Consider the following 23693-nt stretch of genomic DNA (forward strand, 5'->3'; position numbering starts at 1 on the left):
GTCGGCACCGCCGAACTGGCCCTCGCCACCGGCGACACCGCCGGCGCACGGGAGCTGTACGCCCAGGCCCTGGCGCGCTACGAGGCAGTCGACGCCACGACATCCGCCGCCGACTGCCGGGAGAAGATGCGACGGCTGCCGGGCGGGGACGGCTGACCCACCATCGGTGCCCGGCGGCAGGGTGACGGACCAGCTCCACGGTCCGAAGGCGGCGGCCCGGCCGCGGGGAGGATCCGACGGTCACACCCCGACGAAGCTCACCGTCTCTGCCATGTCCGCGCGCACGGTACGCAGCCGTGGCACGTCCTCCTTCTCGTATCCCAGCGAGACACCGCAGAACAGCGCGAGTTCGTTACCGGCTCCGACCACGTGGCCGACAGTCCTGCGATACATCGTCCACATCACCTGGGGGCAGCTGTGCAGCCCCTCCGCCTACCGTGGCTCTGTCGAAATAGCAAATCCCCAGGTCAGCCGCGGGCAGTCCGGTTTTAGAGGCTCTTCACAGTTGAGGGTGTAGGAGTTGCGGCGCTGGGCTTGCTGAGACCTCTTGCCGGGCCGCACTGATGCCAGGTTGATCGGGCTGGGGTCAACACATCGACATTTCCTCCTGCGGCGTCCGCTCCGGATGCCCCGCGAACGCCCATGGCGCCGACGGCCTCGATTGCTTGAGGCATCGGCTCCCCTGGGTGGCGGCGGGACCCTGTCGCGGTCCCTGGACTCAGTCGTTGGTGGACGCCCCTGTTCCCGTTGTGGCGTACCGGGCGGCGGTGGTGCGGACGGCCTCGTCGACTACCTGAGCGACGCGTTCGGTGCTCATCTCCCAGCCCGGCACCAGGAGTGTTGGCCAGAAGACGTAGTTGGAGATCATGCCCAGGAACTGGGTGGCTGCGAGGTCCACGTCCTCGACCCGCACCGTTCCCGCCTCGTGCTCAGCCAGGAGGTAGCTGCGTACGGACTCGAAGTAGGGCATCTTCCCGTGTGAGAACTGCGCATGGGCCAGCTCCGGGAACCGCGGCAGCTCGGCGATGACGATCCGGAACAGGTCGGTCATCTGGGGCCGGCTCAACAGCTCGGCGTAACGGCGACCGATGGCGCTGAGCCCGTCAACGATGTTGCCTGCCGGTGGAGGATCCGCCTCGTCGGCGGTTGACCAGGACTCGGTGACGATGGCGTTGAACAGGGCGGCCTTGCTCGGAAATTGCTTGAACAAGGTGGCCCGCGAGACACCCGAGCGCTCCGCGATCCGCGCCAGCGACGTCCGGTCGTAGCCCAACTCGAGGAACAGTGCGGTCGCGGCCGCCACGATCAGCGCGCGCTTTTCCTGGGCGACGCGCTGGTGGTACGTCGGTACGTCCCTGCTCATGGACCGAGTATACGAGGTGAGTGGCTTGACTCGCCATCGACGCCGTCTTAGGCTCAAAGCAGCGGTGAGTCACTCGGCTCACCATCGGCCGGCCGTTCATCGCCGATGATCCCGGCCGGTCGCCCACGTACCGAAGGAACATCCGATGAACCGCTTCGACGACCAGACCGTGCTCGTAACCGGTGGGACCGGCGGCCAGGGCTCAAGCCACGTGCGCGCCTTTCACGCGGAGGGAGCGAACGTAGTGATCGGCGACATCGACACCGAACGCGGCACCGCTCTCGCCGCCGAGCTGGGGACCCGCGCTCACTTCACCCGCCTCGACGTCACCGACGAGAGTTCGTGGTCCGCCGCCGTGCTGGCCGCCGAGAGCGCCTTCGGCGCCCTGAACGTGCTCGTCAACAACGCGGGCGTCCAGAACCCGCCGGCACCGATGGAGAACACAGACCAGGCTACGTGGTCGCGCATCCTCGACATCAACCTCACCGGGACCTTCCTCGGCATCAAGGCCGCAGCCCCCGCTCTGCGCCGCGCAGCAGGGGGAGCCATCGTCAACATCGCCTCGACCATGGGCCTGGGCGGCACGGCTCACTACGGGCCGTACGTCGCCAGCAAGTGGGCCGTGCGAGGCCTCACCCAAACGGCAGCGCTCGAGCTCGGCCGGGACCACATCCGCGTGAACACCATCCACCCCGGCGTGATCGCGACCCCTTTCATCCACGAACCAGCAGCAGGAGCCACCGCGGCAATCGCCGACTTCTACTCACCCGAGCCGTTCGCCATACCCCGGCTCGGGGAGCCGACCGACGTCACCCGGCTTCTCCTGTTCCTCACGTCATCCGACGCATCGTTCATCACGGGGTCGGAGTACGTCATCGACGGTGGACTCCTCCTCGGCCCCGCCCTTCAAGCCGAGACCGCATGAGCACTCCGGACGCGACCGGATGGAACGACTCCGCACGGGACGCGTCTTTGTCGCACCTGCCGAACCACATCCGGCGAGCCATCGAGATCACCCCCGCCGCAGGCACCAGAGAACGGATCATCGACATCACGACGCTGGGGCGCCGCACCGGCCGGCCACGCCGCATCGAGATCTTCTTCTACCGGGCTGCGGGCACCACCTACCTGTGTAGCGGCGCCGGCGGTGCCGCGACCGACTGGCATGCGAACCTTCTCGCCAATCCCGACTTCACCTTCCACCTCAAGAACGGGATCCGCGCAGATCTGGCTGCACGGGCCACGCCTGTCACCGACCCAGCTGAACGTCAGGCCGTGCTGGCGGAGATCGTCGCGGATCTCAATCAGCCCCATGACCCCGGCACCATCCGGCCGACTCTGCTCGAAGACTGGGCTGACAGCCGGCTGATGCGCATCAGCTTCCGCCATCAGCCGTGATCGCGGATCCCTCGACAGGTGAGCTTGCTCCGGTTTGACGGACACGGTTGTTGTGTCGGTCAGGCCGTGAGGGCGGCCTCGTACTCGGTGGGACTGCGGTAGCCCAGGCTGCTGTGCAGCCGGTGGACGTTGAACCAGCCCTCGATGAACTCGAAGATCGCCGAGTGAGCGACGGCCCGGCTGGGCCACACGTGCTGGCGGCCGGCGCCCAGCTCGCGCTTGAGGGTAGCGAAGAACGACTCCGCGAGGGCATTGTCCCAGCACACCCCGGTTCGTCCGGTGGACAACCGGACACCGAATGAGGCGGCCACCTGGGCGAACTCGCGGCTGGTGTACTGGCAGCCGCGGTCCGCGTGAAAGATCAGCCCTCGGCCTGGGCGGCGGCTGCGGCAGGCCGTTGTCAGTGCGTCGACCACCAGCGAGGTGCGTAGGTGATCGGCGGTGGCCCAGCCCACCACCTTGCGGGAGGCGATGTCGATCACCGTGGCCAGATAGAGCCAGCCCTCCCCGGTCGCGATGTAGGTGATGTCGCCGCACCAGCGGGCATTCAGCCCGGCCGACGGGGTGAAGGTGCGCTGCAGCAGGTCCGGCCGCCTTCCCGCGTGCGGATCGGCGATGGTGGTACGAGTGCGGCGTCGGTGACACCGGCCGGAGAGCTTCGCCTGGCGCATCAGCCGTGCGATACGGCGTCGCCCGCACCCTCTCCCCTCGCGCCGCAGCACGGCATGGACGCGTGGGGCACCGTAGGCGCCGTGCGAGCGGGCATGCACCGCTTGGATCCGCTTGGTCAGCTCGGCGTCCTGCTGCCGGCGCGGCGAAGGGACACCGGCGCGGCGGGCATAGAAGGCGGCACGCGAGACCTTCAGCAGTTCACACGCCCGTTTGACGCTGTGGCCTGCCTGCTTCTCCGCCTCGTGAACAGATCCACCGTCATCGGGTCTCGTTCGCGAAGAAAGCCGTGGCCCGCTTGAGAACGTCCACGTCCTGCCGCAGCCGGTGGTTCTCCTGCCGAAGCCGGACCAGCTCGGCCCGCTCACCGGTGGTCAGCCCCGGCTCCTCACCGGCATCGGCCTCGGCCTGGCTGACCCACAGCCGCACCGCGGTCTCGGTCAGGTCAAAGTCCTTGGCCACCTGGCCGACCGAGCGATCGCCGCGGCGGCACAGCTCAACGATCTCCGCCTTGAACTCCGGCGTGAACGAGCGCCTGGGACGCGGCTTCTTCTTCCCCATGCTCTCCATGGTGGACATCCTTCCGGGGCCGTAACCCCTGATCTCGGATGTCCGCAACGCCGCTGCGTTAAGGCCGAGGTCGAGCTGGCAAGCCCCGTTCCATCACCATGACGTGAGCATGGAACGAGTACTTTTGGGTCACGCGTGGGTGTTTCCCGAAGTTCTTGGCGTACTTGCTGGTGGTCTTCAGGCTGCGGGCCTTGATGCGGCGGCGACGGTGGGCGGGCAGGAGGTTCGCCAGTAGCGCCTGGCCGATAGGGCCGATCAGGCAGGCTGGTTTTGTGAAGAGCGCGCTGGCGGCGCAGGTGACCTGGTCACGCGCGGTGTGCAGGGCCACGGTGAAGCTGAGGCGGTCCATGTCCAGGTCCGGACGGCTGGCGGCGGCGTCGGAGGCCACGCGGATGAGCGCCTGGTAGACGGCAAGGATGCCCCAGACCTCCTGCTCGAGATCGTGCGGGTGCTGTGAACGCAGTACGCGGCCATCGAGGAGCGTGGCCTTCAAGCTGGCGTACGTCGTCTCCGCCTGCCACCTCTCGTGGTAGAGCGTTACGAGTTCCTGGGCGGGGAAGCCGGCATGGTCGAGCAGGCTGGTGGTAAGGCGCCACTGCTCGTGCTGTTCGGTGCCGTCCTGGAGGATGATGGTGATCCGTGCCTCGATGATGCGCACGGGCAGCTTGCCGTGGCCAAGCCGGGCCAGGTAGGAGCCGTCCGGCAGGCGGCGCTGGATGGTCGGACACCGGCGGGCGGAAGAACGGGCCAGGAACTGGGCGCCGTAGTCGTGGACATCCCGCAAGAACTCCCAGGTATCGAAGCCGGCGTCCAGTAGCACCAACATCCGTGGCCCGAGGTTGTCCAGCATTTGCCGCGCATAGGAGATCTCGCTGGTGGTGTCCGGACCGAACGCGGCGGCGAGGATCGCCCGGGTGCCGGTCTCCACCAAGGTCACCAGACGCAACAGGGGATAGCCGGTCTCGCGCAGGCGGCTGCGATGCTTCGGGAAGCACTGGGTCACCCGGGCACGGTCCGGGACCTGCAAGGTCGTGCCGTCCACCGCCACCGTGCGCATGCCCCGCCAGTGAGCCCCCGGGGTGGATCGCCAAGCCACGGCACCGGCCAGCGACTCAAACAGGGCGCGCAGCGGACCAGCTCCCAGCCGACGGCGGGCCCGCGACAGCGACGAGGAGTGCGGATACGAGGACCCCCGTCCGACCAGGCCGGCGGTCAGCTTGCCCCACACCGCTCGATAACCGCAGTCTTCGAACAGCGCCAATGCAAGGACGAAGTACACCACCACTCGTGCCGGGAGCAACCGCACCCGCCGCTCGACCGCGCCGGTCTCCGCCAGTACCGCATCCACAAGCGTGCAGTCCACGACCTGGGTTAACTCGCCCAGGTGGCCGGGCGCGAACACCCCGGATGCTGCTGTGGCTACCCGGCTGATGACAGACTTCTCCTGCAACGGGATCCCGTCCCTTGATCGACTTTCTTCACCGATCGTTGATCTATCGGGATCCCGTTGCGCCGTTCAACCCCTCTTGACGAACAGCCCCACAGTGCTAACGCAGCGGCGTTGCGGATGTCCGTCAAAGCGGATCAAGCCCAGGGGTCATCGCACCCACCGAGGAGTTCCGCTCGCGCGGGCAGGCACGCGCGCAGCTCGGCAAGGTGCTCATCGAGCGGGTCCGCGTGTCCTTCCTTGCCAAGTTCGCCATTCATAGCCCAGTTGATCGGGCGACGCTGCCGGGCACCCTGGGCTGCCCAGTGCCACCCACGTTCGGGATCGGCGTGGTCGGTGAACCAGGCCAGCGTGAGCAGCTCGACTTCCTGCTCCTCTGTGCGGTGCGGCAACTCCTCCAGTTCGCGGAGCCGCTCCTGTTGCGGTGCGGACATGCGGCGGCCTCGCTCGGCTCGTTCCCGGGTACGCCAATCCACCAACGCATGAGGGCGACAGCGCCCAGATAGTCCGGCAGGCCCGGACCGCCATGGAGCATGACCACAGGCGGCTGCCGCGTCGAGTTCCCCAGTACCACCCAGCGCAACTGCGCCGCGTCGGTCATCAACGCGAGGCCCTGCATCTCCATCGAGGTCACCGCGGAGAACCTACCGGTGTCACCGAGACTCCGCCAAAGGTTCAAGCTCAGCTGGTCTCCGAGCGGCTCGGTGTGGTGGTCGTAGCGCGTGGCCCGGCCCTCCCAAGTGCGCGCGACCGCGGCCACCTCAGGATTGCGGGCTGTGCTTCACGGGCGACCTCGTTCCGCGGTTCGAACCTGTGCATCTTCCCATTCCCGCGCAGCGGCAGCATCGCACGTGAGTCGCGGCAGTGCGCTGAAGCCAGCTTCGGGGGCGCTGGATAAGCCGGTCGCTTGGCCCGGGCACGGATCTGGTGTCGCTGTACGAGGTGTCGGACACGCGGGCGGCGCCGCACCTCGGGCGCCCTGTCCGGAGCCTGCTGACGCACACCACCGGGTTCACCCCACGCCTGATCGGACTCCCCGCAACGGGCACCGACGCGCACTGGCACCCGGCCGGCACCACGCCCACGGCGCTGGCCACGGACAAGGCGAGCGCTGGTCTGCGCGGCAGCACGTGGGTGAAGACGTGCGCCGGCACGAAGGCGTTGACCGCACCGGAGACCAAAGAGGGCGAGGACAAGGGACGGTGGCGCCTCCACCGCGACGGCCACGCAGACCCTCTGCCGAGCGCGGAACACCGGATGCCTCAGCCAGCCCGCCGACCCCGGCGCCCGGGCGCCGACCGCGACCGAACCCGGCTCGCCCGCCGTCGCCCGGCCCGGTGAGCGATCAGTCGGACGCGGTCCGCAGGCTGGTCACACGCTGGCCGCGCTGGTGGAGGTGGCGGCGCGGTCCGCCGCCGGACGGTGGTGGCGGGCCGAGGCGGCGATCAGCCCGGCGGCGGCGAGGGACGCCACTCCGGTGGCCAGACCGGCGATGTGCAGACCGCGGACGAAGCCGTGCGCGTACTGCTCACTGCCCAGGTCGGAGCCGGCGTGGGAGGCGACGATCAGGCCGAGTACGGCGACGCCCAGCGCCGTGCCGACCTGACGCGTGGTGCTGATGCAGGCCGCGGCGAGGCCGGAGCGCTGCACCGGCAGCGCCGCCACCCCGGCCAGCTGGGTGGGGCCGATGGACGCGCCCATGCCGACGCCGAGCAGGACGGACAGGGCGGCGAACGGCCAGAAGCCGGTGTCCGTGGCGAGCAGGGCTAGGCCGAAGAGCGCAGCGCCGGAGACCGCGTAGCCGGCCGTCATCACGGTCGACGTGCGGAAGCGGGCGCACAGCCTGGTGGCGAACGGGGAGACGGCGCTGAGGCTGAGGGTCAGCGGCAGGAAGCGCAGCCCGGTGGACAGGGCGGAGTGGTCCTGGACCTGCTGGAGGTAGAGCGAGAGCAGGAAGAACACGGCGCTGGTGCCGAAGCCCAGGACGAACGAGGCGACGTTGGGCACCGTGAACCGGGAGTCGCGGAAGAGGTGCAGCGGCAGCATCGGCCGGGCGCCGCGCCGTTCGGCCAGCACGAAGCCGGCGGCAGCGGCCGCCGCCACGGCCAGCGCGGTGCGGGTCTGCACCGAGGACCAGCCGTACTCATGGCTCTCGATCAGCCCGTAGGTGAGCGTGCCCAGCATCACCAGCCCCAGGACCTGCCCCGCCGGATCAAAGGCGGCGTGCTCCGGGTCGGAGGTCTCGGGGATGGCGCGCGCGCCGAGCCACAGCGCGGCCAGGCCCACCGGCAGGTTGATGACGAAGATGCCGCGCCAGCCCAGCGTGTCCACCAGCACGCCGCCGAGCAGCGGCCCCGCTACGATCGCGAGCCCGGCGACCGCGCCGTTGAGCCCGAGCATCCGGGCCCGCTCGCGCGGCTCCGGGTACGCCTGGACGAGGTTCGACAGCGTTCCGGTGAACACCAGGGCTGCACCCGCTCCCTGCACCGCCCGCGCGGCGATCAGCGCTCCGACGGTGGGTGCCGCGGCGCAGGCGAGCGAGGCGAGGGTGAAGACGGTCACGCCCGCGAGGTAGGCCCGCTTGCGGCCCCAGCGGTCGCCGAGCGCGCCGCTGGACAGCAGCAACGCGGACAGCAGCAGGGTGTAGGCGTCGACGATCCACTGCATGCCCGACGTCCCGGTGTTCAGGTCATCGCCGATGTCGGGCAGGGCGACGGTGACGATCGAGACGTCGAGCAGCGCGATGAACGCGCCGAGCATGAGTCCGACGGGCAGCCGCCAACCGGGGCGTGCGGGCATGGACGGTCCTCTCGACAATGGTTTTCATTGCGGCGGGACCACGGTGCGCCCTAAAGTCGGCTTGATGTCAAACGACAGCAGCGGCGAAGCACCGTCGTACCGCGTGGGTGAGGTCGCGGCCCGCTTCGGGGTCGCCGTCTCCACGCTCCACTGGTGGGAGAAGCAGGGGCTTCTCGCGCCCGCGCGCCGGGCGGGGCGGCGGGTGTACGGCGACGCCGACCTCCGGCGCATCGCGCTGATCCAGCTCATGCAGGGCACGGCGATGATGAGCCTGCCCGAGATCGCCGTGCTGCTCGCGAGCAGCACGGCCGACCGCGACTGGCGCACCGCGGTGGGCGACCGGCTGGCCACGTGCGACGAGCAGCTGGCCCGGCTCACCTCCGCCCGCGCCCACCTGGCTCACATGCTCACCTGCCCGAGCGACCACCCGGTGGACGAGTGCACCTACCTGGCAGAGGAGATCCACGCCTACCTGGAGGCCATGCCGGAGCGCTGAGGCCGCGCCGAGGGCGCGGTGAACATTCCCGGTTTATTCTCCTGACCGGAGGTTCGATGTCCACCACCGGTCAGTGGCAGCGTGGCCGCCACATGCCGCTCCTACGGCATCAGCCGGAGTTGCTGTTGCAAGTTGCTCCAGCGCTACGAGGCCGAGGGCCTGGAGGGGCTCAAGGACCGTTCCAGTGCACCGCATCACATGCCACGGCCACGCCAGCCGAGGTGGTGGAGAAGATCCTCTGGCTGCGGCGGCAGTACCACTTCGGCCCCGCGAAGATCGCCATGTACCCTGCAGCGCTCCCACGACGTGGCGCACCGGGGCGCCGGGATCGCCGAGGAAGGCGTAAGCGGAGTTGCTCGGCACCGCGGCCTCGGCCTCCGGCTTGACGTGCAGGGTGACCTCGGCCGGATCGCGCTCGACGGGGGTGCCCGTGGTCTCGCCGTGCAGGCCGAGTTCGAGCGCGCAAGCCTCGTATCCGATGTCGACGACGTCGACGTGTCCTTCGGACAGGGTGACCGGCTCGGCGAGCGCCGGGACCGCGGCCAGGCCGAGCGCGGCGGCGACGGCGGCGGAGACGGCGGCGGAGACGAGTAAGGCCCCCCGGGTCAGTCCTCCGCGCGCCGCAGCACCGCCAGCCGGTGCCGGGCGCGTCGTTCCCGCTCACGTTCAGTCATGCAGGTCTCCTGGACACGAGAGACCCACCTGTCGACAACGTCCGTCAGTTCTAGAGCTCGCCGCTGAGGTGCCGGTGGACGAACGCGGCGACCACGTCGAGCAGCCACGGATCCCGGAACCGAGGATCCTCGTGGCCAACTCCACCCAGGACGAGCAGCGTGCTGTCCCGTCCCGCCGCCACCAACGCCTGGTGCATGCGCTCACTCTGGTCGAGAGCCATCTGTTGGTCGCGGTCACCGTGCACGAGCAACACCGGCGGTGCATGGTCGAGGCGCTGGTACAGCGGACTGGCTTGACGCGCCTTGGTCAGATCGGGAGCGGCCGGATCGGTCGCCAGATATGCAATATCCGGTGGGTCACGCAGTATCTGGCGTTCCAGCGGAGTACGCGAGAGCCTGGCAGGCAAGTCGGTCGGCGCGAAGCACGCGATCACTGCACTCAGCCAATCCTCAGCCTTCTCTTCGGTGGCCAGCGCGGCCATGAGCGCGAGATGCCCGCCCGCCGACGCTCCCCATGCCGCCATTCGATCGGTCGCCAGGGAGTACTCGTCGCCATGTTGACGCAACCACCGGACTGCGGCTCGGACGTCATTGATGGACGCGGGAAACGCCCCGGCTGGGCCCAGTCGGTAGTCCAAGCTGGCGAAGGCGATCCCACGCTCGACCATCCCCTGGGCAAGTCGTTCGACCTCGGTAACGCGATCACCGACCAACCAGGCGCCACCATGCAGCCATATGCACACTGGTGCGGCGTCGGAATCACCGGGCACGTACAAGTCGAGCAACAGCGGCTGGCCGGCAGCGACCGCGTACTCAAGATCGGGGTGCACCTTCATCACGTCAGAGCTGGTCATAACCTCACCATATCGAAAATGATTATCGATTCCAATAATGCGGGGCGGCGGTCCTTGGTCTGGTCCCATCGATGTCCGTCCTTCCACACCTTGGCGACGAGATGGACGCCGAACCGGTGGCGAGCGGCTCCCCGAACCCAGCCGGGACAATCATTCGTCCATCACAAGCCCGGCACCGGGCCCTTCGCTTAGTCGCGGGACAGGAACTGCGCAGTCGAGGTACGCGCGGGTGGGCCGGCCCAGCGTGCCGGCTCCTGCTGCGGCCGCGGCGCCGATGGCCATTGCCGCGGTCAGCACGGTCAGGGGCGCATCTCCGGGTCGCCGAACGGTCGTCGCCTACTGAGCATCGAGTTGCATCGCTTGCCTGGCGGTCGTTCCCGACGGGGTGGCAGCCAGGTAGGTGACTCGGAGAACGCCCGTGGTGGGTTCGCGGTCGATGAGCACGTTGACGCCGTAGACCGACTCGATCAGGTCGGAGGTCAGTACGGTCTCAGGGGTGCCTGCGTCGACCACCCGCCCGTGATCGAGGATGACGATGTGGTCGCAGTAGCGGGCGGCGAGGTTGAGGTCGTGCAGGGCGACGATGCAGGTGACATCCAGTTTGCTCAGCAGGTCGAGGAGTTCGAGCTGGTGCCGGATGTCGAGGTGGTTGGTGGGTTCGTCGAGGAGGATCTCCCGGGGCTCCTGGGCGAGGGCACGGGCGAGTTGGGTGCGCTGTTTCTCCCCTCCGGAGAGGGTGTGCCAACTCCGGTGCTGTTTGTCGGTGACGTCGACCCGTTCCAGTGCCGCGTCGATGATCCGCTGATCGTGCTCGGTCAGGGCGTCGAAGTGACCCCGAAACGGGGTGCGGCCGAGTTCCACGACCTGGCGGACGCTGACGTGGTTGTGGGCGGTCACGTCCTGTTCGACGACGGCGAGCCGCCGGGCGAGCATCCGGCGTTTGAGGTCGTGCAGGCTGGTGTCGTCGTAGCGGACGGTTCCGGTGTCGGGGCGGCGTAGTCCGGCGAGCAGGCGCAGCAGTGTCGTCTTGCCCGAGCCGTTGGGGCCGAGGAGCCCGACGATCTTCCCGTCGTGGGCCGTCATCTCGATGTTGTCGAGCAACCGGTGGCCCTTGACCGACCAGGAGAGTTCGGTGGCGGTGATGCGGCCCATCAGTACTCCAGACGCTTCAGGATCAGCGCGAAGGCGGGCGCGCCGAGCAATGCGGTGACGACGCCGGCGGGCAGTTCGTGGGGCATGAACGCGGTGCGTGCGAACGTGTCCACCCAGATGAGGAAGATGGCGCCGACGATCGCGGACAGGGGAAGCAGGGAGCGGTGCATCGGGCCTGTCAGGATGCGGACGGCGTGTGGGATGAGCAGCCCGATGAAGCCGATCGCGCCGGAAGCCGCCACGGAGGCCGCCGTGATGAGAGAGGTCAGCACCATCAGCCAGATGCGGGCGGCGGTGACGTTGATGCCCAGGGCGGCGGCGGCGTCCCAGCCGAACGTGAAGGCGTCGAGGGCCGGCGCGAAGAACTGGATGGCGAGCACCCCGACCAGGATGATCAGGACGGTGACGGTCACCCCCTCCCACCGGGCTCCCGCGAGGGTGCCGAGCAGCCAGTAGGTGAAGCCGCGGGTGGAGTTCGCGTCCCCGCTGATCATGAGGATAAGCGAGGTGACGGCGGAGAAGAACCAGTACACGAGCATGCCGGTGAGCACCACGCGGGAAGGGCTGGCGACGCGTCCCCCGCCGAGCAGGACCAGCAGCAGGCCGAAGGCGACCAGGCCGCCGACGAAGGCTCCGGTCGAGAGGGAGACGCCGCCGGCGATGCCCAGCAGGAGAACGGCCACCGCGCCCGTGGAGGCGCCGGAGGAGACTCCCAGCAGGTAGGGGTCGGCCAGGGGGTTCCTGGTGACCGCTTGCAGGACCGCGCCCGAGACCGCCAGGGCCGCGCCGACGGCGGCGGCCAGCAACACCCGCGGGAAGCGTGACTCCCAGATCAGGGCGTCCAGCAGCCCCGGCAGTGGCGGGGTGGGCGCGATCCCGCCCAAGCCGACATGCCGCAGGATCGTGGAGACGACATCGAGGGGGCCGATGTTCGCGCTCCCGAACAGGGTCGCCGCGACGAGCGACACCAGCAGCCCGGCCGCGGCCAGGAAGAAGAGCGCCACCATCGAGGCGCGCCGCGGGCGCGCCGGAACCGTCTCACGGCTTGTGATCGGGTTCTTGGCGCGCCCGGCGGTCTTATGTGAACTCGTTGTCATAGTGGTCGGCTGCTCACCGGAACTTGTTCAGGTCTTCGACGAGCGCGGGAACCGCGTTCGCGGTGCAGCAGCTGTGATCCATGTAGCGGCCGGGGACGGTGATGAACCTGTCGTTGGCCACCGCGTCGAGCTTGCTGGTGAGGGGGTCCTTCTTGAGCAGGTCGATCTTCTCCCGCTCGGTGTCGTTGGGCTCGCCGCGGGTCAGGTCGGCCAGGATGATGACGTCGGGATTCCGGGCGGCAACCTCGTCCCAGCTCACCTCTGCCCACCTGGCCGACGCGTCGTCGAAGATGTTCTCGACCCCGACGAGGTCGGAGATGTGCTGCGGGAGACCGCCGGGGCCCGCTACCCACGGGGTGCCGCCGTAGGTGGAGTAGAACCACATCACCTTCAGCGGGGTGTCCTTGTTCTCGATGGCGCTCAGCGCCTTGTCCACCACGGCCTTCTGCTCGGCCACCAGTCTCTCGCCCGCGGCCGGTACGTCGAGGATCTTGGCCAGAGCGCGGAACTCCTCGTACATCATCTCGAAGTTCGCGCCCGCCACGCTCTGGTGCATCACGCAGTCGAACTCGCTCACGTAGGACGGCACGCCCAGCTCGTACAGGTGCTCCCGGTCACCGGTCCGCCCCGCGGTCAGGAAGTCCCCGAAGGTGGTGTAGACGAAGTCCGGCTGTGCTTCCAGCAGCTTCTCCTGTTTGATCTCCGCGCGGGGCGCGGAGAGGATCGGGATCTTCTCGTACTGCTCGGCGATGTCCGCCGGCACCTTGTCGATCTCGTATCCCGATCCGACGATCCGGTCGCCCACTCCCAGACGGATGAGGATCTCGGCGGCGGGCTGGCTCGCCGCGACGACTCGCTGCGGCGCCGCCTCGAAGGTCACGTCGGTGCCGCAGTTCTTCATGGTCAACGGGTAGGCCGTCGTGCCCTCACCCGCCGCTGTTTCCTGCCTGTCCGCGTCGGTGGAAGGCCCGCCGTCAGCGCAACCCGCGAGCACGAACATTGTGACGGAGAGAAGCATCGCAATGATCGTTTTCGATTTCATGAGCCGACCCTTCAGGAGTCCTGTTCCGTGAATCCGTCGAGCTGTGAGGCGAGCAGGGCGACGTACGCGCCGCCGGCGGCGAGAAGCTCCTCGTGGGTTCCGGTCTCGGCCACGCGTCCGTCTGAGAGAACGACGACCCGGTCGGCGGTCCTGATGGTGGACAGGCGGTGGGCGATGACCAGGGTGGTGCGGCCGTGCCGGGCCTCGTCCATCGCCCGGGTGACGGCCTGCTCGCTCGCGGCGTCGAGGTTTGACACCGCCTCGTCCATGACGAGGATCGGTGCGTCCTTCAGGAGAGCCCGGGCGATCGCGATCCGTTGCCGCTGCCCGCCGGACATGAGCGCGCCGAGCTCGCCCGCGACAGTGTCGTATCCGTGCGGCAGCGTCGTGATGAACTCGTGGGCCTGGGCGGCCCGCGCGGCGGCCTCGACCTCGTCGTCGGAGGCGTCGGCGCGGCCAAGTCGGATGTTGTCGCGCAGGCTGGTGTTGAACAGGAAGGTGTCCTGCGGCACCAGTGTCATGAGGCGGCGCAGGTCTTCCTGCGGGAAGTCGCGGACGTCGTGCCCACCTACGGAAACCGACCCGGCGGTGACGTCCCAGAACCTCAGCAGCAGGTTGGCGCAGGTCGACTTGCCCGCGCCGGAGTGCCCCACCAGCGCGACGGTCTCGCCGGGACGGATGTCGAAGCTGACGTCCCGCACGGCGGGCCGCAGGTCGCTGCGGTAGGTGAAGGTGACGGTGTCGAAGCGGACATGCGGCACGACCTGGCCCGCCGGCGCCCGGCTGACCAGGTCCGAGACCGGGGCCGGCGCGTCGAGCAGCGTGTTGATGCGGTCAGCTGATGACGCGACCGTGGACAACTCGCGTGCGACCTCGGTGACCTTCAGCACCGGCAGCATCGCCATCGCGGCAAGCACGACAGCGACCGGGAAGAGGGAGCGGTCGAGGTCGCCCGCGACGACGAGCTGCGCGCCCAGGACGAGCACCGCGAGTATTCCCAGGAGGGCGATGGTGTCCGTGGCGGCGTACTCGATGCCGCTTCGGCGGCCGTGCGCGGACTTCGCCGTGGCCAGCCGGGCGCCCTGCTTGCGCAGCAGCCCGAGTCGCTGGGAGTGGGCGCCGAAGTTCACCAGCTCGCGCAGCCCCTGGAAGGTGTCGGTGCTGTCGGCGCTCATCTGGCCGAGAGAGTCGCGGAGCTCGTGTCCGTGCAGTTCGGCCTGGCGCCGCAACCACGCCGGGACCGAGGCGAGCAGCAGCAGGACCGGCACCAGAACGCAGGCCAGCGACCAGTGGAACCAGCCCAGCGCGACGGTGGTGGCCACCGGAACGGTCAACGCGACGGCCAGCGGGCTGAGCGTGTGGGCGAAGAACAGCTCGATCTGCTCCACGTCGGCAACGGCGGCGGAGCCGAGGTCGCCGGAGCGCCGTTCGAGCATGTAACCAGGCGAGAGCCGCTCGAAGGCGGCGAACACCCTGGCCCGGGTGTCGGCCAGCGCACGGAAGGCGGCGACGTGGGCGTAGGTGCTGTCGGCGATGCTCAGGACGACCAGCGGCAGGATCAGGCAGCCGAGTACGATCAGCCAGCAGGTGAGCTGGTCCGCCGAGGCGCCCTCGGCCGCCCGGGCCACCACGTGCGCGCCGGTCCCGGACGAGGCGAGCAGGAGCAGTTGGTGCAGCACACCGGCCAGGTAGGCCACCCCGATGAGTCGGCGGTGCTCGCCCAGCAGAGGCATCAGGCTCCTCAGCCTGGTGGCCAGCGTCCGGCCGGACACCGGCGCGTCACTGTGACCGTGTCCGTGTCCTGCGCCGTGCTCGTGGGTGTGGGTGGTCGAGGTCATGCGGGCGTTCCGGTCTGGGTCGCGACGAGTTCGGCGTAGAAGCCCTTGCGTGCCAGGAGGTCCGGGTGGCTGCCGAGCTCGACCACCCGGCCGGAGTCCATCACCACGATCCGATCGGCGTCGCGCACCGTGGACAGCCGGTGTGCGATGACGACCGTCGTCCGACCGCGGGTCAGGTCGCCGAGAGCCTGGGTGATCTCCGCCTCGTTCGCGGCGTCGATGCTCGACGTCGGCTCGTCGAGGACGAGCACGGGAGCGTCCTTGAGCAGCGCACGCGCGATCGCAATGCGCTGGCGCTCACCACCGGACAGTTTCAGACCACGTTCGCCGACGACCGTCTCGAAGCCCTGGGGCAGGCGAGAGATGAAATCGACCGCCTGCGCCGCGGCCACCGCACGACGGATCTCCTCGTCGGTGGCATCCGGTCTGGCGAGCAGCAGGTTCTCGCGAACCGTGCCGTGGAACAAGTAGGTATCCTGCGCCACGACACCGACCAGTGACCGCAGGCCGGCCAACGGGAACTCGCGGATGTCGCGGCCGTCGATGCGGATGGAGCCCGCGTCGGCGTCGAAGTAGCGCATCAGCAGGCCGAGCACGGTGCTCTTGCCCGCTCCGGAGCGGCCCACGATGGCCACCCGCTCGCCCGGCGCGACCACCAGGCTGAACCCGTCCAGTGCCGGTGCACGCCGGGTCGGATAGCAGAACCGGAGATCGCGGAACTCCAGCCCGGGAGGGGTCTGCCGCAAGGCCGGGGCCGTTGTCGCCGTATCCTGCACATGCGGTTCGATGCGCAGGACGTCGGCGACCGCGCGGCCTGCCGGGATGGCTTGGTACGCCGCGTGGTAGGCCGATTCCAGCTCGTGCATGGGACGGAAGGTCTCGCGGGACAGCATCAGGATCGTGAACAACCCCGCGACACTCACCGAGCCGGTGGCCGCGTGCCATGCGCCCAGGCCCACCGCGGCCGTCGTGCCGATCGGCACCATCAGTGCGCCGATGCTTGAGGTGCCGCACCACGCCACCATCAGCCGGATGGAGTCCCGGCAGAACGCCTCACCACGCGCGGCCAGCTCCCGGCCGCGCCTGCCACTGGCGTTGAACGCCTTGAGTGTCGCCATCCCCTGCACGGCGTCCAGGCTCTCCGCGTACATGCCCCGGTAGGACACCATCCAGCGGTTACCGCGTTCCTTGATCCACCTTTCCCCGGCCGCCTTGGACAGAGGCGCCAGGAGGGCGCACGCGAGCACGACGAGGCCCACCGCCGGGTCGACCGCTACCACGTACACCGAAGCGAGACAGGACCCCATGACGGAGGCCACCACTGTGGGCACGAACCGGCCCACCAGCGGGTCGAGCGGTTCAACGTAGTCCACCAGCGTCGACTGCAGATCGCCGGTGCGCATCCGCTGCGCCTGGCCGGGCCCGATCTCCATGAGCTTGAGCGTGAGGCGTTCGCGCACCGCCTCCTTGACCCGTGCGGACACCCGCGGTGCCCACGAGTCCTTCGCGACGATCAGCACGATCCGAGCTAACTGCAGCACTCCGATCGTGGCCAGAGGCGCCAGCAGCCCGTCGATCTCGTTCGAGGAGAACACCCTGGACAACAGGTCCGCGATCAGCAGCCCTTGGCCGACATAGGTCGCCGTGACGAGCAGCATCAGGCCGACGAGACCGACTATCTCCACCCAGGCCCGCGGTTGCAGTGCCAGGAACAGCTTGATCGTCGACCGCACGGCCGCACCTCCACGAAAGTACCGCTCGCCCGCGGAATCGGTGATCCCGTCGGAACGGGTCGGAGGGCACCGACCATCCGACTCGATCGATCAGTCGATCTCGACATGCCGACCTTACAATACAATGAAAACCGTTGTCATTATCGACGGTACGGCTTGGGCGGTGGCATGGGGCGCCACCGGCCGAGCGGAGCGCGGTCAGACCGTGTTCAGCTTGGCGTGCTCGTCCAGGTCGCGCCGGGCCACGTCGAGCTGACTCAGCTCGCCGTGACAGTCGGCACGACGGATCAGGACGTCCTCGGCGTAACTCCCGTCCAACTGCGTCGAAGGCGGCCTCGTGCTCGACCAGCGGTGATCACCTTCTGGCGCGTCCTTCGCGACCACCCCGAAACCGTGTTCCTGCTGGTCAAGCAGACCCACCACTACTTCGAATTCCATCCGCCCTGCTCGACCACCGGCGAAGACGCCGCCCTGCGCACCTCCGCCGGATCCCGCACCGAGAGCACGGCGATCTCGCCGACCACCGACCTGGGCGGTGACATCTGGCGCGTTCCCGTCAGACCACGCCGACACCAGCAGCACCCGGCCACCTTCCCCCCTCGCCATCCCGCAGCGGTGCATCCAACTGGGTGCGGTCGCACGACATCAAACATGAGCCCTTGACCGACATGGACACCTTCCAGGCAGGTCAGCAGAAGGGGCGACACGCAGTCACCGGGAACGGCGAGCTGCCCGGCATCGCTACGTCCTGCGGGGGGTTGCTGCACTGCGGCATCTGCGGGCGCCGGATGCAGGGCCAGCAAAGCAGCCAGCGGCTCTACTGCCGCTGCCGCTTCCCCAGCGAATACGCCCTGGCCAACACCGTCGACCACCCGCCGAACGTATACCTCAACGAAGCTACCGTGCTCATCCCGCTCGACGGATGGCTCACCCGAGCCTTCGACCCCGGGCATCTGGAGTCGACCATCGAGCAGATGTACACCGCTCAGGAAGAGCTGTCTCCCGCCCCGCCGGTAGAAGAGGCCAAGCGGGTGATCGCCGAGTGCGACGCCAAGCTGACCCGCTACCGGGAGGCGCTGGAAGCCGGCACCGACCCGAAACTCGTCGCGCGATGGACCGACGAAGTGCAGGCCCGGCGTGCAGAGGCAGTTGCTCAGAGTGCCCAGAGTTCCGGGGAGCGCCCGATGGCCAAGGAGGAGATCCGCGCCATGATCAAACCACTGGGCTCTATCAGGCGAGTCCTCGCCACCGCAGAGCCGGATGCGAAAGCCGAGGTCTACCAGAACCTCGGCCTGAAGTTGATCTACCAACCCAAACGTCAGCTGGTGCGTGTGGAGGCCAAGCTTGACCCACACCAGTTGGGGATAAGGTTCGTGTCCAGGGGGGGACTTGAACCCCCACGCCCTCATACGGGCACTAGCACCTCAAGCTAGCGCGTCTGCCATTCCGCCACCTGGACCGGTGACGCCGCGCGGGCGCGGCCCGCTGCGACGCGGTACACCCTAGCAAACCCGCGGGCCGCCGCGATCACCCCGCGGGTTGGGTCGGAGGGTCAGGCGGGGCAGGATGGGGCGTGGACCCCGAACGTGTCAGGGAGGCATCGTGAGCCAGCCGGAGAACGCCCGTGGCAGCACCGTCGAGCGCGCGGAGGGCGAGGTCGTCGACCTGTGCCGCGAGCTGATCCGGATCGACACCAGCAACTACGGCGACCACTCCGGCCCCGGGGAGCGGGCCGCCGCGGAGTACGTGGCGGAGAAGCTGGCCGAGGTGGGGCTGGAGCCGGAGGTCTTCGAGGCGCACCCCGGGCGGGCGTCGACGGTGGCGCGGATCGAGGGCGAGGACTCCTCGCGGCCCGCGCTGCTCATCCACGGCCACCTCGACGTCGTGCCGGCCAACGCCGCCGACTGGACCCACGACCCCTTCTCCGGGGAGGTCGCCGACGGCTGCGTGTGGGGGCGGGGGGCGGTGGACATGAAGGACATGGACGCCATGACCCTCGCGGTCGTACGTGAACGGCTGCGCACCGGCCGCAAGCCGCCGCGCGACGTCGTGCTCGCCTTCCTCGCCGACGAGGAGGCCGGCGGGCTGTACGGCGCCCGGCACCTCGTGGACACGCGGCCGGAGCTGTTCGAGGGCGTGACCGAGGCCATCGGCGAGGTCGGCGGCTTCTCGTTCACCGTGAACGAGGACGTGCGGCTGTACCTGATCGAGACCGCGCAGAAGGGCATGCACTGGATGCGCCTGACGGTCGACGGGACCGCCGGGCACGGCTCGATGACCAACCGCGACAACGCGATCACCGAGCTGTCCGAGGCCGTGGCCCGGCTGGGGCGGCACGAGTTCCCGGTGCGGCTGACCAAGTCCGTACGCGGCTTCCTGGACGAGCTGGGCGACGCCCTCGGCGTCGAGCTGGACCCCGAGGACATGGACGCCACGCTCGCCCGGCTCGGCGGCATCGCGAAGATCATCGGCGCCACGCTCCGCAACACCGCCAACCCCACCATGCTCGGCTCCGGCTACAAGGTGAACGTGATCCCCGGGCAGGCCACGGCGCACGTGGACGGCCGGTTCCTGCCGGGGCACGAGGAGGAGTTCCTCGCCGACCTCGACCGCATCCTCGGGCCGCGCGTCACGCGGTCGGACGTGCACGCCGACAAGGCGCTGGAGACCACCTTCGACGGGGCGCTGGTCGAGGCGATGTCGACGGCGCTGAAGGCGGAGGACCCGATCGCCCGCGCCGTGCCGTACTGCCTGTCCGGCGGCACCGACGCCAAGTCCTTCGACAACCTCGGCATCCGCTGCTTCGGCTTCGCGCCGCTGCAGCTGCCGCCGGAGCTGGACTTCGCCGGGATGTTCCACGGCGTCGACGAGCGGGTGCCGGTCGCCGGTCTGCAGTTCGGCGTCCGGGTCCTCGACCGGTTCCTCGACGCCTGCTGAGCTGGGGTTTCTCCCTGACGGAGGGGCGGTGGCGGGCGGCGGGCGACCGTCGTCGAATCGGCCACCTGTACCAATCGGACTGAATCGGGTGAATGGCACGATAAGCGCGTAGCTCGATACCTACCTCGTCGTTGCAATGGGTGCGGTCCGCTGCTGGGGCCGCACCGTCAATGAGGAGGAAGAATGATCAAGAAGGTTGTCGCCGCGGCGGCCGCCACGGGCGGTCTCGTGCTCGCGGGGGCCGGCGTCGCCGCCGCCGACGCGGGCGCACAGGGCGCTGCCGTGCAGTCCCCGGGCGTGCTGTCCGGCAACGTTGTGCAGGTTCCGGTTCACATCCCCGTGAACGCCTGCGGCAACACCGTGAACATCATCGGTCTGCTGAACCCCGCGTTCGGCAACACCTGCGTCAACAAGTGACGCACCACCTCCCGTAAGGGTGTGACCGGACGGCCCCGGGGGGCGCAGCCGCGCTCCGGGGCCGGACGGGCTTTTTGGACGAGCGGGACGGGGACGGCCCGCCCGCTCGCGTACCCAGAGCTCAGAAGGCAGGAAAGACCCATGCGACATGTCGCAAGGAAGGGCCTGTTCACCATCGCCGCCGCGGGCGGCATGCTCGTCACCGTGGGCGCGGTCGCCGCGCAGGCGGACGCGGGCGCCGAGGGCGCCGCGCAGGGTTCGCCCGGCGTCGGCTCCGGCAACACGGTGCAGGCGCCGGTGCACGTGCCGGTGAACGCCTGTGGCAACACGGTGAACGTCGGCGGGCTGCTCAACCCCGCGTACGGAAACACGTGCGTCAACGCCGGCGACGGCGCGCATGCCGGCGGCGGAGAGGACAGCGGCAGCGGCAGCGCCGGGAGCCGGACCGGCACGAACACCGCCCCCGGCGGCGGCGCGCAGGCCCAGGGCCAGTCGTCGCAGTCCCCGGGAGTGCTCTCGGGCAACACGGTGCAGGTGCCCGTGGACGTACCGGTGAACGCATGCGGCAACTCCGCCAACGTCGTGGGCGTCGGCAACGCCGCCTTCGGCAACAAGTGCGGCAACGGCGGTACCCCCCACACCCCGAAGCCGCCCAAGCCCGAGGAGCCGCCCACGGTGGACGGGCCCGACCGGCCGGACGAGCCCGACCGCCCCGACGAGCCGGACGCCCCCGAGCCGCCCGGCGACCCGGACCGGCCGGACGACCCGAAGGACCCGCGGCACACCCCGCCGAACCACCAGACGCACATCGGCGTGCCCGTCTCCGATGAGCAGGAGCTGGCGGAGACCGGCTCCGACCTTCCGCTGGGTGTGCTCATTCCGCTCAGCGGCGGCCTGCTGCTGGGCGGCGCGGTCCTCTACCGCCGCGCGCGGGCCTCGGCGGCCTGATCAAGTCGGCTGACCGCAGGGGGGGTCCGGCACACCGGACCCGCCCTGCGCCGTCTGTGCCGCCCGCGGCCCGCGTCCGTGCCCGCCCGCCGGCCCTCCGCCGCCGGGCTCACCACGTGGCCCGTACCTGCCTGATGATCCGGCGCCGCAGCCGTGCTCTGCGACTGCCGTCGGGGTACAGGCGGAGCCGGTGCAACTCCCAGTGCTCGTACTCGGCTTGGTCGGTCAGGAGCCTCGCCGCGGCGGCCCGTGAGACGCCCCGCGGCACATAGACATCACGAAACTCGTATTCCGGCATCGCATCTATTGTGCGGAAAGTGCCTCGGTCCGGATAGCGTCTGCACTATGTCTGATGCTGCGCAGCCTACGGCTGCCGAGGTACGCGCCGCCGCGTCGGTGCTGAAAGCCGCGATCGACCGCCACCTCGAAGCGGTCGAGCGCCGGTCGGGCGAGGAGGGCTCGGCCGTCTATGCCGCCTTCGAGGAGCTGGCAGCGGCAGCCGAGGCGTACGACGAGGTGTTGTACGAGGTCCATGACGAAGTGACCCCCTTCGAGATCCCCAGCAGCGACACGCTGCCCGCCTACACCGGGCCCGACGAGCCGGGGGCGCTCAGCGTCCTCATCCGCCGGGACTACACTGTGGCGGAGCCGCACCGGCTGCTGGCCCAGGCGCAGCGCATCGCCGACCTCGACCCGGACGTCGCGGGCGGGGAGGACGCCGCGGACCGGGAGGCCGTGGGCAGCAGCGTCACGGCCGCGGTCGGGGTGCTCTTCGGCGAGTTCGAACCGGACGAGATCGCCTCGCGGCACCGGGAGTTCGGCCTCTCGGAGGGCGACTCCGCGGTGTGGGTGGCGGCGGCGGAGGAGCCGGCGGAGCCGGGGGAGTGGCTGTCGGCACCGTTCGACCAGGTCGACCCCGAGCTGGTGATCTGCCGCTTCGACGTCAGCGCGTCGTTCGACGACGAGTTGGACTTCGACGCGGACGACGAGGAGGACGAGGACGGGGACGCCGTCGGCCGGGAGACGGACGACGACGCGGTCGACGAACTGGACGACCTGGACGACGGCGAGGACGAACTGGAGCCCGTGGACACCGGCCGCTGAGCGGCCCCCGGCGCGGGCCGGGCGCCCTCCGCGGCTCGGCCCTGCGCCGGGCCGGGACCGGTGCCGGCCCGGTTCGGCCCGGTTCCGGGACGGCGGCGGACCGCTTCGCGGCCGGCCCGCTTCCGGGCCGGCCCGCGTCAGTCCCGGGCCTGGGCGCCGAGCAGTCCCCGCAGCCGTGTCGTACGCCGCTGGGCCGGCACCTCCGCGAGGCGCCGGGCCAGCACCGCCCCCGCGCCGTGCACGACGGACAGGTGCCGCTCGCCGCGGCCGAACGCCGTGTACGCCCACGCGCGGGTCAGCGCCGACTCCGCGTCCCCGGGCACGACGACCACCGCGGCGGGCCAGCGCCGCCCCGCCGCCTGGTGCGCGGTGAGCGCCCACCCGTGCCGTACGGCCTCGCCGACCCGGTCCGGCCGCACGACGACGGCGGTGCCGCCGCAGTCGAGGTGCAGCCCGGCGTCGTCGCCCGAGGCGACCAGGCCCGGCACCGCGGTGCCGGGGGCGGGGACGTAGACGACGCGGTCGCCCGGGTCGAAGCCGCCGAACGCGCCCGGGCCGGGGTTGAGCCGCTCCTTCAGCGCGGCGTTCAGCACCCGGGTGCCGGCCGCGCCGCCGTGCCCCACGGCGATCACCTGCGTGTCCGCGGCGGGCACCCCGAGCGCGCGGGGCACGGAGTCCGCGACGAGCTGCACCGTCCGGTGGACCGCCTCGCCGGGGTCCTGCACCGGGACGATCACCACCTCCTTGCCTGGCGCCGCCACGGCCTGCAGCTCACCGGCGCCGACGCCGGAGACCAGCTCGCCGATCGGGCCGGGGTCGGGGGTGCGGGACGTCACCCGGGGGCAGACCCGGGCGGCGGCGACGTCGGCGAAGACCCGGCCGGGGCCCGCGGACTCCAGCAGCCCGGGGTCGCCGCTGAGGACCAGCCGGGCGCCGTCGGGCAGCGCCTCGACGAGGGCGGCGGCGGTCTCCACGTCGAGCTGCGGGGCGTCGAGCACGGCCAGCACGTCGACGCCGAGCGCCCCGTCCACGTCCCGCCCGGGGCCCTCCCGCCCGGCGAGCAGCCCGCGAACGGTCACGGCGCCGGCGTCGGTGCCGCCCACCGGGGGCGGACCGGGCACCGCCGGCCCGCCCCCGGTGGGGGTGCCGGGTGCC

General features: G+C 70.0%; 23 protein-coding genes, 1 tRNA gene and 3 pseudogenes. 9 read left to right on the top strand and 18 right to left on the bottom strand.

The window, feature by feature from the left end:
* Window positions 1–240 precede the first annotated feature (240 nt).
* Window positions 241–432, bottom strand: a pseudogene (locus ABD317_RS03920) (nitroreductase family protein); the annotation flags it as partial.
* Between the two features lie 286 nt (window positions 433–718).
* Complete coding sequence (locus tag ABD317_RS03925) at window positions 719–1363, bottom strand: TetR/AcrR family transcriptional regulator (RefSeq protein ID WP_344287848.1); 645 nt, start codon at window positions 1361–1363, stop codon at window positions 719–721.
* Between the two features lie 145 nt (window positions 1364–1508).
* Here ABD317_RS03925 and ABD317_RS03930 point away from each other — a divergent pair, with 145 nt between their 5' ends.
* Entirely contained in the window at window positions 1509–2288 is a 780-nt protein-coding gene (locus ABD317_RS03930) for a glucose 1-dehydrogenase (RefSeq protein WP_344287850.1), read from the top strand.
* Window positions 2285–2761, top strand: coding sequence for a nitroreductase/quinone reductase family protein (locus ABD317_RS03935; RefSeq protein ID WP_344287852.1), 477 nt, complete (start codon window positions 2285–2287; stop codon window positions 2759–2761). Before ABD317_RS03930 ends, ABD317_RS03935 begins: the two co-directional genes overlap by 4 nt.
* Window positions 2762–2820: 59 nt before the next feature.
* Here the strand turns inward: ABD317_RS03935 and ABD317_RS03940 are convergent, their stop codons facing one another.
* From ABD317_RS03940 to ABD317_RS03965, 6 genes are all read right to left on the bottom strand, one after another.
* Entirely contained in the window at window positions 2821–3798 is a 978-nt protein-coding gene (locus ABD317_RS03940) for an IS3 family transposase (protein ID WP_344287854.1), read from the bottom strand.
* Window positions 3692–3991, bottom strand: coding sequence for a transposase (locus ABD317_RS03945; RefSeq protein WP_344287856.1), 300 nt, complete (start codon window positions 3989–3991; stop codon window positions 3692–3694). Before ABD317_RS03945 ends, ABD317_RS03940 begins: the two co-directional genes overlap by 107 nt.
* 67 nt (window positions 3992–4058) lie before the next feature.
* The gene (locus ABD317_RS03950) at window positions 4059–5450 is read right to left on the bottom strand and encodes an IS4 family transposase (protein ID WP_344287858.1); all 1392 of its coding nucleotides are present in this window, start codon (window positions 5448–5450) and stop codon (window positions 4059–4061) included.
* A 134-nt stretch (window positions 5451–5584) separates the two neighbouring features.
* Complete coding sequence (locus tag ABD317_RS03955; protein WP_344287861.1) at window positions 5585–5881, bottom strand: hypothetical protein; 297 nt, start codon at window positions 5879–5881, stop codon at window positions 5585–5587.
* 327 nt (window positions 5882–6208) lie between these two features.
* Window positions 6209–6601, bottom strand: a complete 393-nt coding sequence (locus ABD317_RS03960; protein WP_344287890.1) for a hypothetical protein — start codon at window positions 6599–6601, stop codon at window positions 6209–6211.
* Window positions 6602–6818: 217 nt separating this feature from the next.
* A complete protein-coding gene (locus tag ABD317_RS03965; protein ID WP_344287863.1) occupies window positions 6819–8246 on the bottom strand; it encodes an MFS transporter in 1428 nt (475 codons plus the stop codon).
* Between the two features lie 64 nt (window positions 8247–8310).
* Here ABD317_RS03965 and ABD317_RS03970 point away from each other — a divergent pair, with 64 nt between their 5' ends.
* From ABD317_RS03970 to ABD317_RS03975, 3 genes and pseudogenes are all read left to right on the top strand, one after another.
* Window positions 8311–8742, top strand: coding sequence for a MerR family transcriptional regulator (locus tag ABD317_RS03970; protein WP_344287865.1), 432 nt, complete (start codon window positions 8311–8313; stop codon window positions 8740–8742).
* 81 nt (window positions 8743–8823) lie between these two features.
* Window positions 8824–8949 (top strand): annotated as a pseudogene (locus tag ABD317_RS37735) (helix-turn-helix domain-containing protein); the annotation flags it as partial.
* Window positions 8950–9129: 180 nt separating this feature from the next.
* The gene (locus ABD317_RS03975; RefSeq protein WP_344287867.1) at window positions 9130–9336 is read left to right on the top strand and encodes a hypothetical protein; all 207 of its coding nucleotides are present in this window, start codon (window positions 9130–9132) and stop codon (window positions 9334–9336) included.
* Between the two features lie 130 nt (window positions 9337–9466).
* Here ABD317_RS03975 and ABD317_RS03980 read toward each other — a convergent pair whose 3' ends face one another.
* The 8 genes from ABD317_RS03980 to ABD317_RS04015 all read right to left on the bottom strand — a co-directional run bounded on the left by ABD317_RS03980 (window position 9467) and on the right by ABD317_RS04015 (window position 18591).
* Complete coding sequence (locus tag ABD317_RS03980; RefSeq protein WP_344287869.1) at window positions 9467–10270, bottom strand: alpha/beta hydrolase fold domain-containing protein; 804 nt, start codon at window positions 10268–10270, stop codon at window positions 9467–9469.
* Window positions 10271–10606: 336 nt separating this feature from the next.
* Window positions 10607–11422, bottom strand: coding sequence for an ABC transporter ATP-binding protein (locus ABD317_RS03985; protein WP_344287872.1), 816 nt, complete (start codon window positions 11420–11422; stop codon window positions 10607–10609).
* Window positions 11422–12429 (bottom strand): FecCD family ABC transporter permease, encoded by a 1008-nt coding sequence (locus ABD317_RS03990; protein WP_344287874.1) that lies wholly within the window; start codon window positions 12427–12429, stop codon window positions 11422–11424. The genes ABD317_RS03985 and ABD317_RS03990 overlap by 1 nt, the downstream gene beginning before the upstream one ends.
* Before the next feature lie 103 nt (window positions 12430–12532).
* Window positions 12533–13420, bottom strand: a complete 888-nt coding sequence (locus ABD317_RS03995) for an ABC transporter substrate-binding protein (protein ID WP_344287876.1) — start codon at window positions 13418–13420, stop codon at window positions 12533–12535.
* A gap of 152 nt (window positions 13421–13572) precedes the next feature.
* Window positions 13573–15294 (bottom strand): ABC transporter ATP-binding protein, encoded by a 1722-nt coding sequence (locus ABD317_RS04000; protein ID WP_344287878.1) that lies wholly within the window; start codon window positions 15292–15294, stop codon window positions 13573–13575.
* Between the two features lie 101 nt (window positions 15295–15395).
* Window positions 15396–17132 carry an ABC transporter ATP-binding protein gene (locus ABD317_RS04005; RefSeq protein WP_344287880.1) on the bottom strand — a complete coding sequence of 579 codons (1737 nt, stop codon included), beginning with the start codon at window positions 17130–17132 and terminating at the stop codon, window positions 15396–15398.
* 198 nt (window positions 17133–17330) lie between these two features.
* Complete coding sequence (locus tag ABD317_RS04010; RefSeq protein WP_344287882.1) at window positions 17331–17714, bottom strand: hypothetical protein; 384 nt, start codon at window positions 17712–17714, stop codon at window positions 17331–17333.
* Between the two features lie 792 nt (window positions 17715–18506).
* Window positions 18507–18591, bottom strand: a tRNA-Leu gene (locus ABD317_RS04015).
* 143 nt (window positions 18592–18734) lie between these two features.
* Between ABD317_RS04015 and ABD317_RS04020 the strand changes: the two genes are divergently transcribed.
* The 3 genes from ABD317_RS04020 (at window position 18735) to ABD317_RS04030 (ending at window position 21434) form a co-directional block, all read left to right on the top strand.
* Entirely contained in the window at window positions 18735–20069 is a 1335-nt protein-coding gene (locus tag ABD317_RS04020; protein ID WP_027757067.1) for a M20/M25/M40 family metallo-hydrolase, read from the top strand.
* A gap of 183 nt (window positions 20070–20252) precedes the next feature.
* Complete coding sequence (locus ABD317_RS04025; RefSeq protein ID WP_027757068.1) at window positions 20253–20486, top strand: chaplin family protein; 234 nt, start codon at window positions 20253–20255, stop codon at window positions 20484–20486.
* Window positions 20487–20627: 141 nt separating this feature from the next.
* Complete coding sequence (locus ABD317_RS04030) at window positions 20628–21434, top strand: chaplin (protein ID WP_344287885.1); 807 nt, start codon at window positions 20628–20630, stop codon at window positions 21432–21434.
* A gap of 109 nt (window positions 21435–21543) precedes the next feature.
* Here ABD317_RS04030 and ABD317_RS04035 read toward each other — a convergent pair whose 3' ends face one another.
* Window positions 21544–21732: a DUF5703 family protein gene (locus tag ABD317_RS04035; RefSeq protein ID WP_027757070.1), complete on the bottom strand. Its 189-nt coding sequence runs from the start codon at window positions 21730–21732 to the stop codon at window positions 21544–21546.
* 47 nt (window positions 21733–21779) lie between these two features.
* Between ABD317_RS04035 and ABD317_RS04040 the strand changes: the two genes are divergently transcribed.
* On the top strand, window positions 21780–22538 hold the full coding sequence (locus ABD317_RS04040) for a hypothetical protein (RefSeq protein ID WP_344287887.1): 759 nt from the start codon (window positions 21780–21782) through the stop codon (window positions 22536–22538).
* Window positions 22539–22675: 137 nt separating this feature from the next.
* On the opposite strand, the pseudogene ABD317_RS04045 reads toward ABD317_RS04040, so the two are convergent.
* A pseudogene (locus tag ABD317_RS04045) lies at window positions 22676–23693 on the bottom strand (hypothetical protein); the annotation flags it as partial.

Origin of the sequence: Streptomyces synnematoformans (assembly GCF_039531005.1) — a bacterium.
GTDB classification, from domain to species: domain Bacteria; phylum Actinomycetota; class Actinomycetes; order Streptomycetales; family Streptomycetaceae; genus Streptomyces; species Streptomyces synnematoformans.

What these genes read in the sequence shown, in the direction of transcription:
- ABD317_RS03970 (WP_344287865.1), top strand. Translation starts at nt 8,311, where the DNA reads ATGTCAAACGACAGCAGCGGCGAAGCACCGTCGTACCGCGTGGGTGAG.
- ABD317_RS03930 (WP_344287850.1), top strand. Translation starts at nt 1,509, where the DNA reads ATGAACCGCTTCGACGACCAGACCGTGCTCGTAACCGGTGGGACCGGC.
- ABD317_RS03980 (WP_344287869.1), bottom strand. Translation starts at nt 10,270, where the DNA reads ATGACCAGCTCTGACGTGATGAAGGTGCACCCCGATCTTGAGTACGCG.
- ABD317_RS04025 (WP_027757068.1), top strand. Translation starts at nt 20,253, where the DNA reads ATGATCAAGAAGGTTGTCGCCGCGGCGGCCGCCACGGGCGGTCTCGTG.
- ABD317_RS03965 (WP_344287863.1), bottom strand. Translation starts at nt 8,246, where the DNA reads ATGCCCGCACGCCCCGGTTGGCGGCTGCCCGTCGGACTCATGCTCGGC.
- ABD317_RS03925 (WP_344287848.1), bottom strand. Translation starts at nt 1,363, where the DNA reads ATGAGCAGGGACGTACCGACGTACCACCAGCGCGTCGCCCAGGAAAAG.
- ABD317_RS03935 (WP_344287852.1), top strand. Translation starts at nt 2,285, where the DNA reads ATGAGCACTCCGGACGCGACCGGATGGAACGACTCCGCACGGGACGCG.
- ABD317_RS04000 (WP_344287878.1), bottom strand. Translation starts at nt 15,294, where the DNA reads ATGCCTCTGCTGGGCGAGCACCGCCGACTCATCGGGGTGGCCTACCTG.
- ABD317_RS04040 (WP_344287887.1), top strand. Translation starts at nt 21,780, where the DNA reads ATGTCTGATGCTGCGCAGCCTACGGCTGCCGAGGTACGCGCCGCCGCG.
- ABD317_RS03990 (WP_344287874.1), bottom strand. Translation starts at nt 12,429, where the DNA reads ATGGTGGCGCTCTTCTTCCTGGCCGCGGCCGGGCTGCTGGTGTCGCTC.
- ABD317_RS04030 (WP_344287885.1), top strand. Translation starts at nt 20,628, where the DNA reads ATGCGACATGTCGCAAGGAAGGGCCTGTTCACCATCGCCGCCGCGGGC.
- ABD317_RS03955 (WP_344287861.1), bottom strand. Translation starts at nt 5,881, where the DNA reads ATGTCCGCACCGCAACAGGAGCGGCTCCGCGAACTGGAGGAGTTGCCG.
- ABD317_RS03995 (WP_344287876.1), bottom strand. Translation starts at nt 13,420, where the DNA reads ATGAAGAACTGCGGCACCGACGTGACCTTCGAGGCGGCGCCGCAGCGA.
- ABD317_RS04035 (WP_027757070.1), bottom strand. Translation starts at nt 21,732, where the DNA reads ATGCCGGAATACGAGTTTCGTGATGTCTATGTGCCGCGGGGCGTCTCA.
- ABD317_RS03945 (WP_344287856.1), bottom strand. Translation starts at nt 3,991, where the DNA reads ATGGGGAAGAAGAAGCCGCGTCCCAGGCGCTCGTTCACGCCGGAGTTC.
- ABD317_RS03985 (WP_344287872.1), bottom strand. Translation starts at nt 11,422, where the DNA reads ATGGGCCGCATCACCGCCACCGAACTCTCCTGGTCGGTCAAGGGCCAC.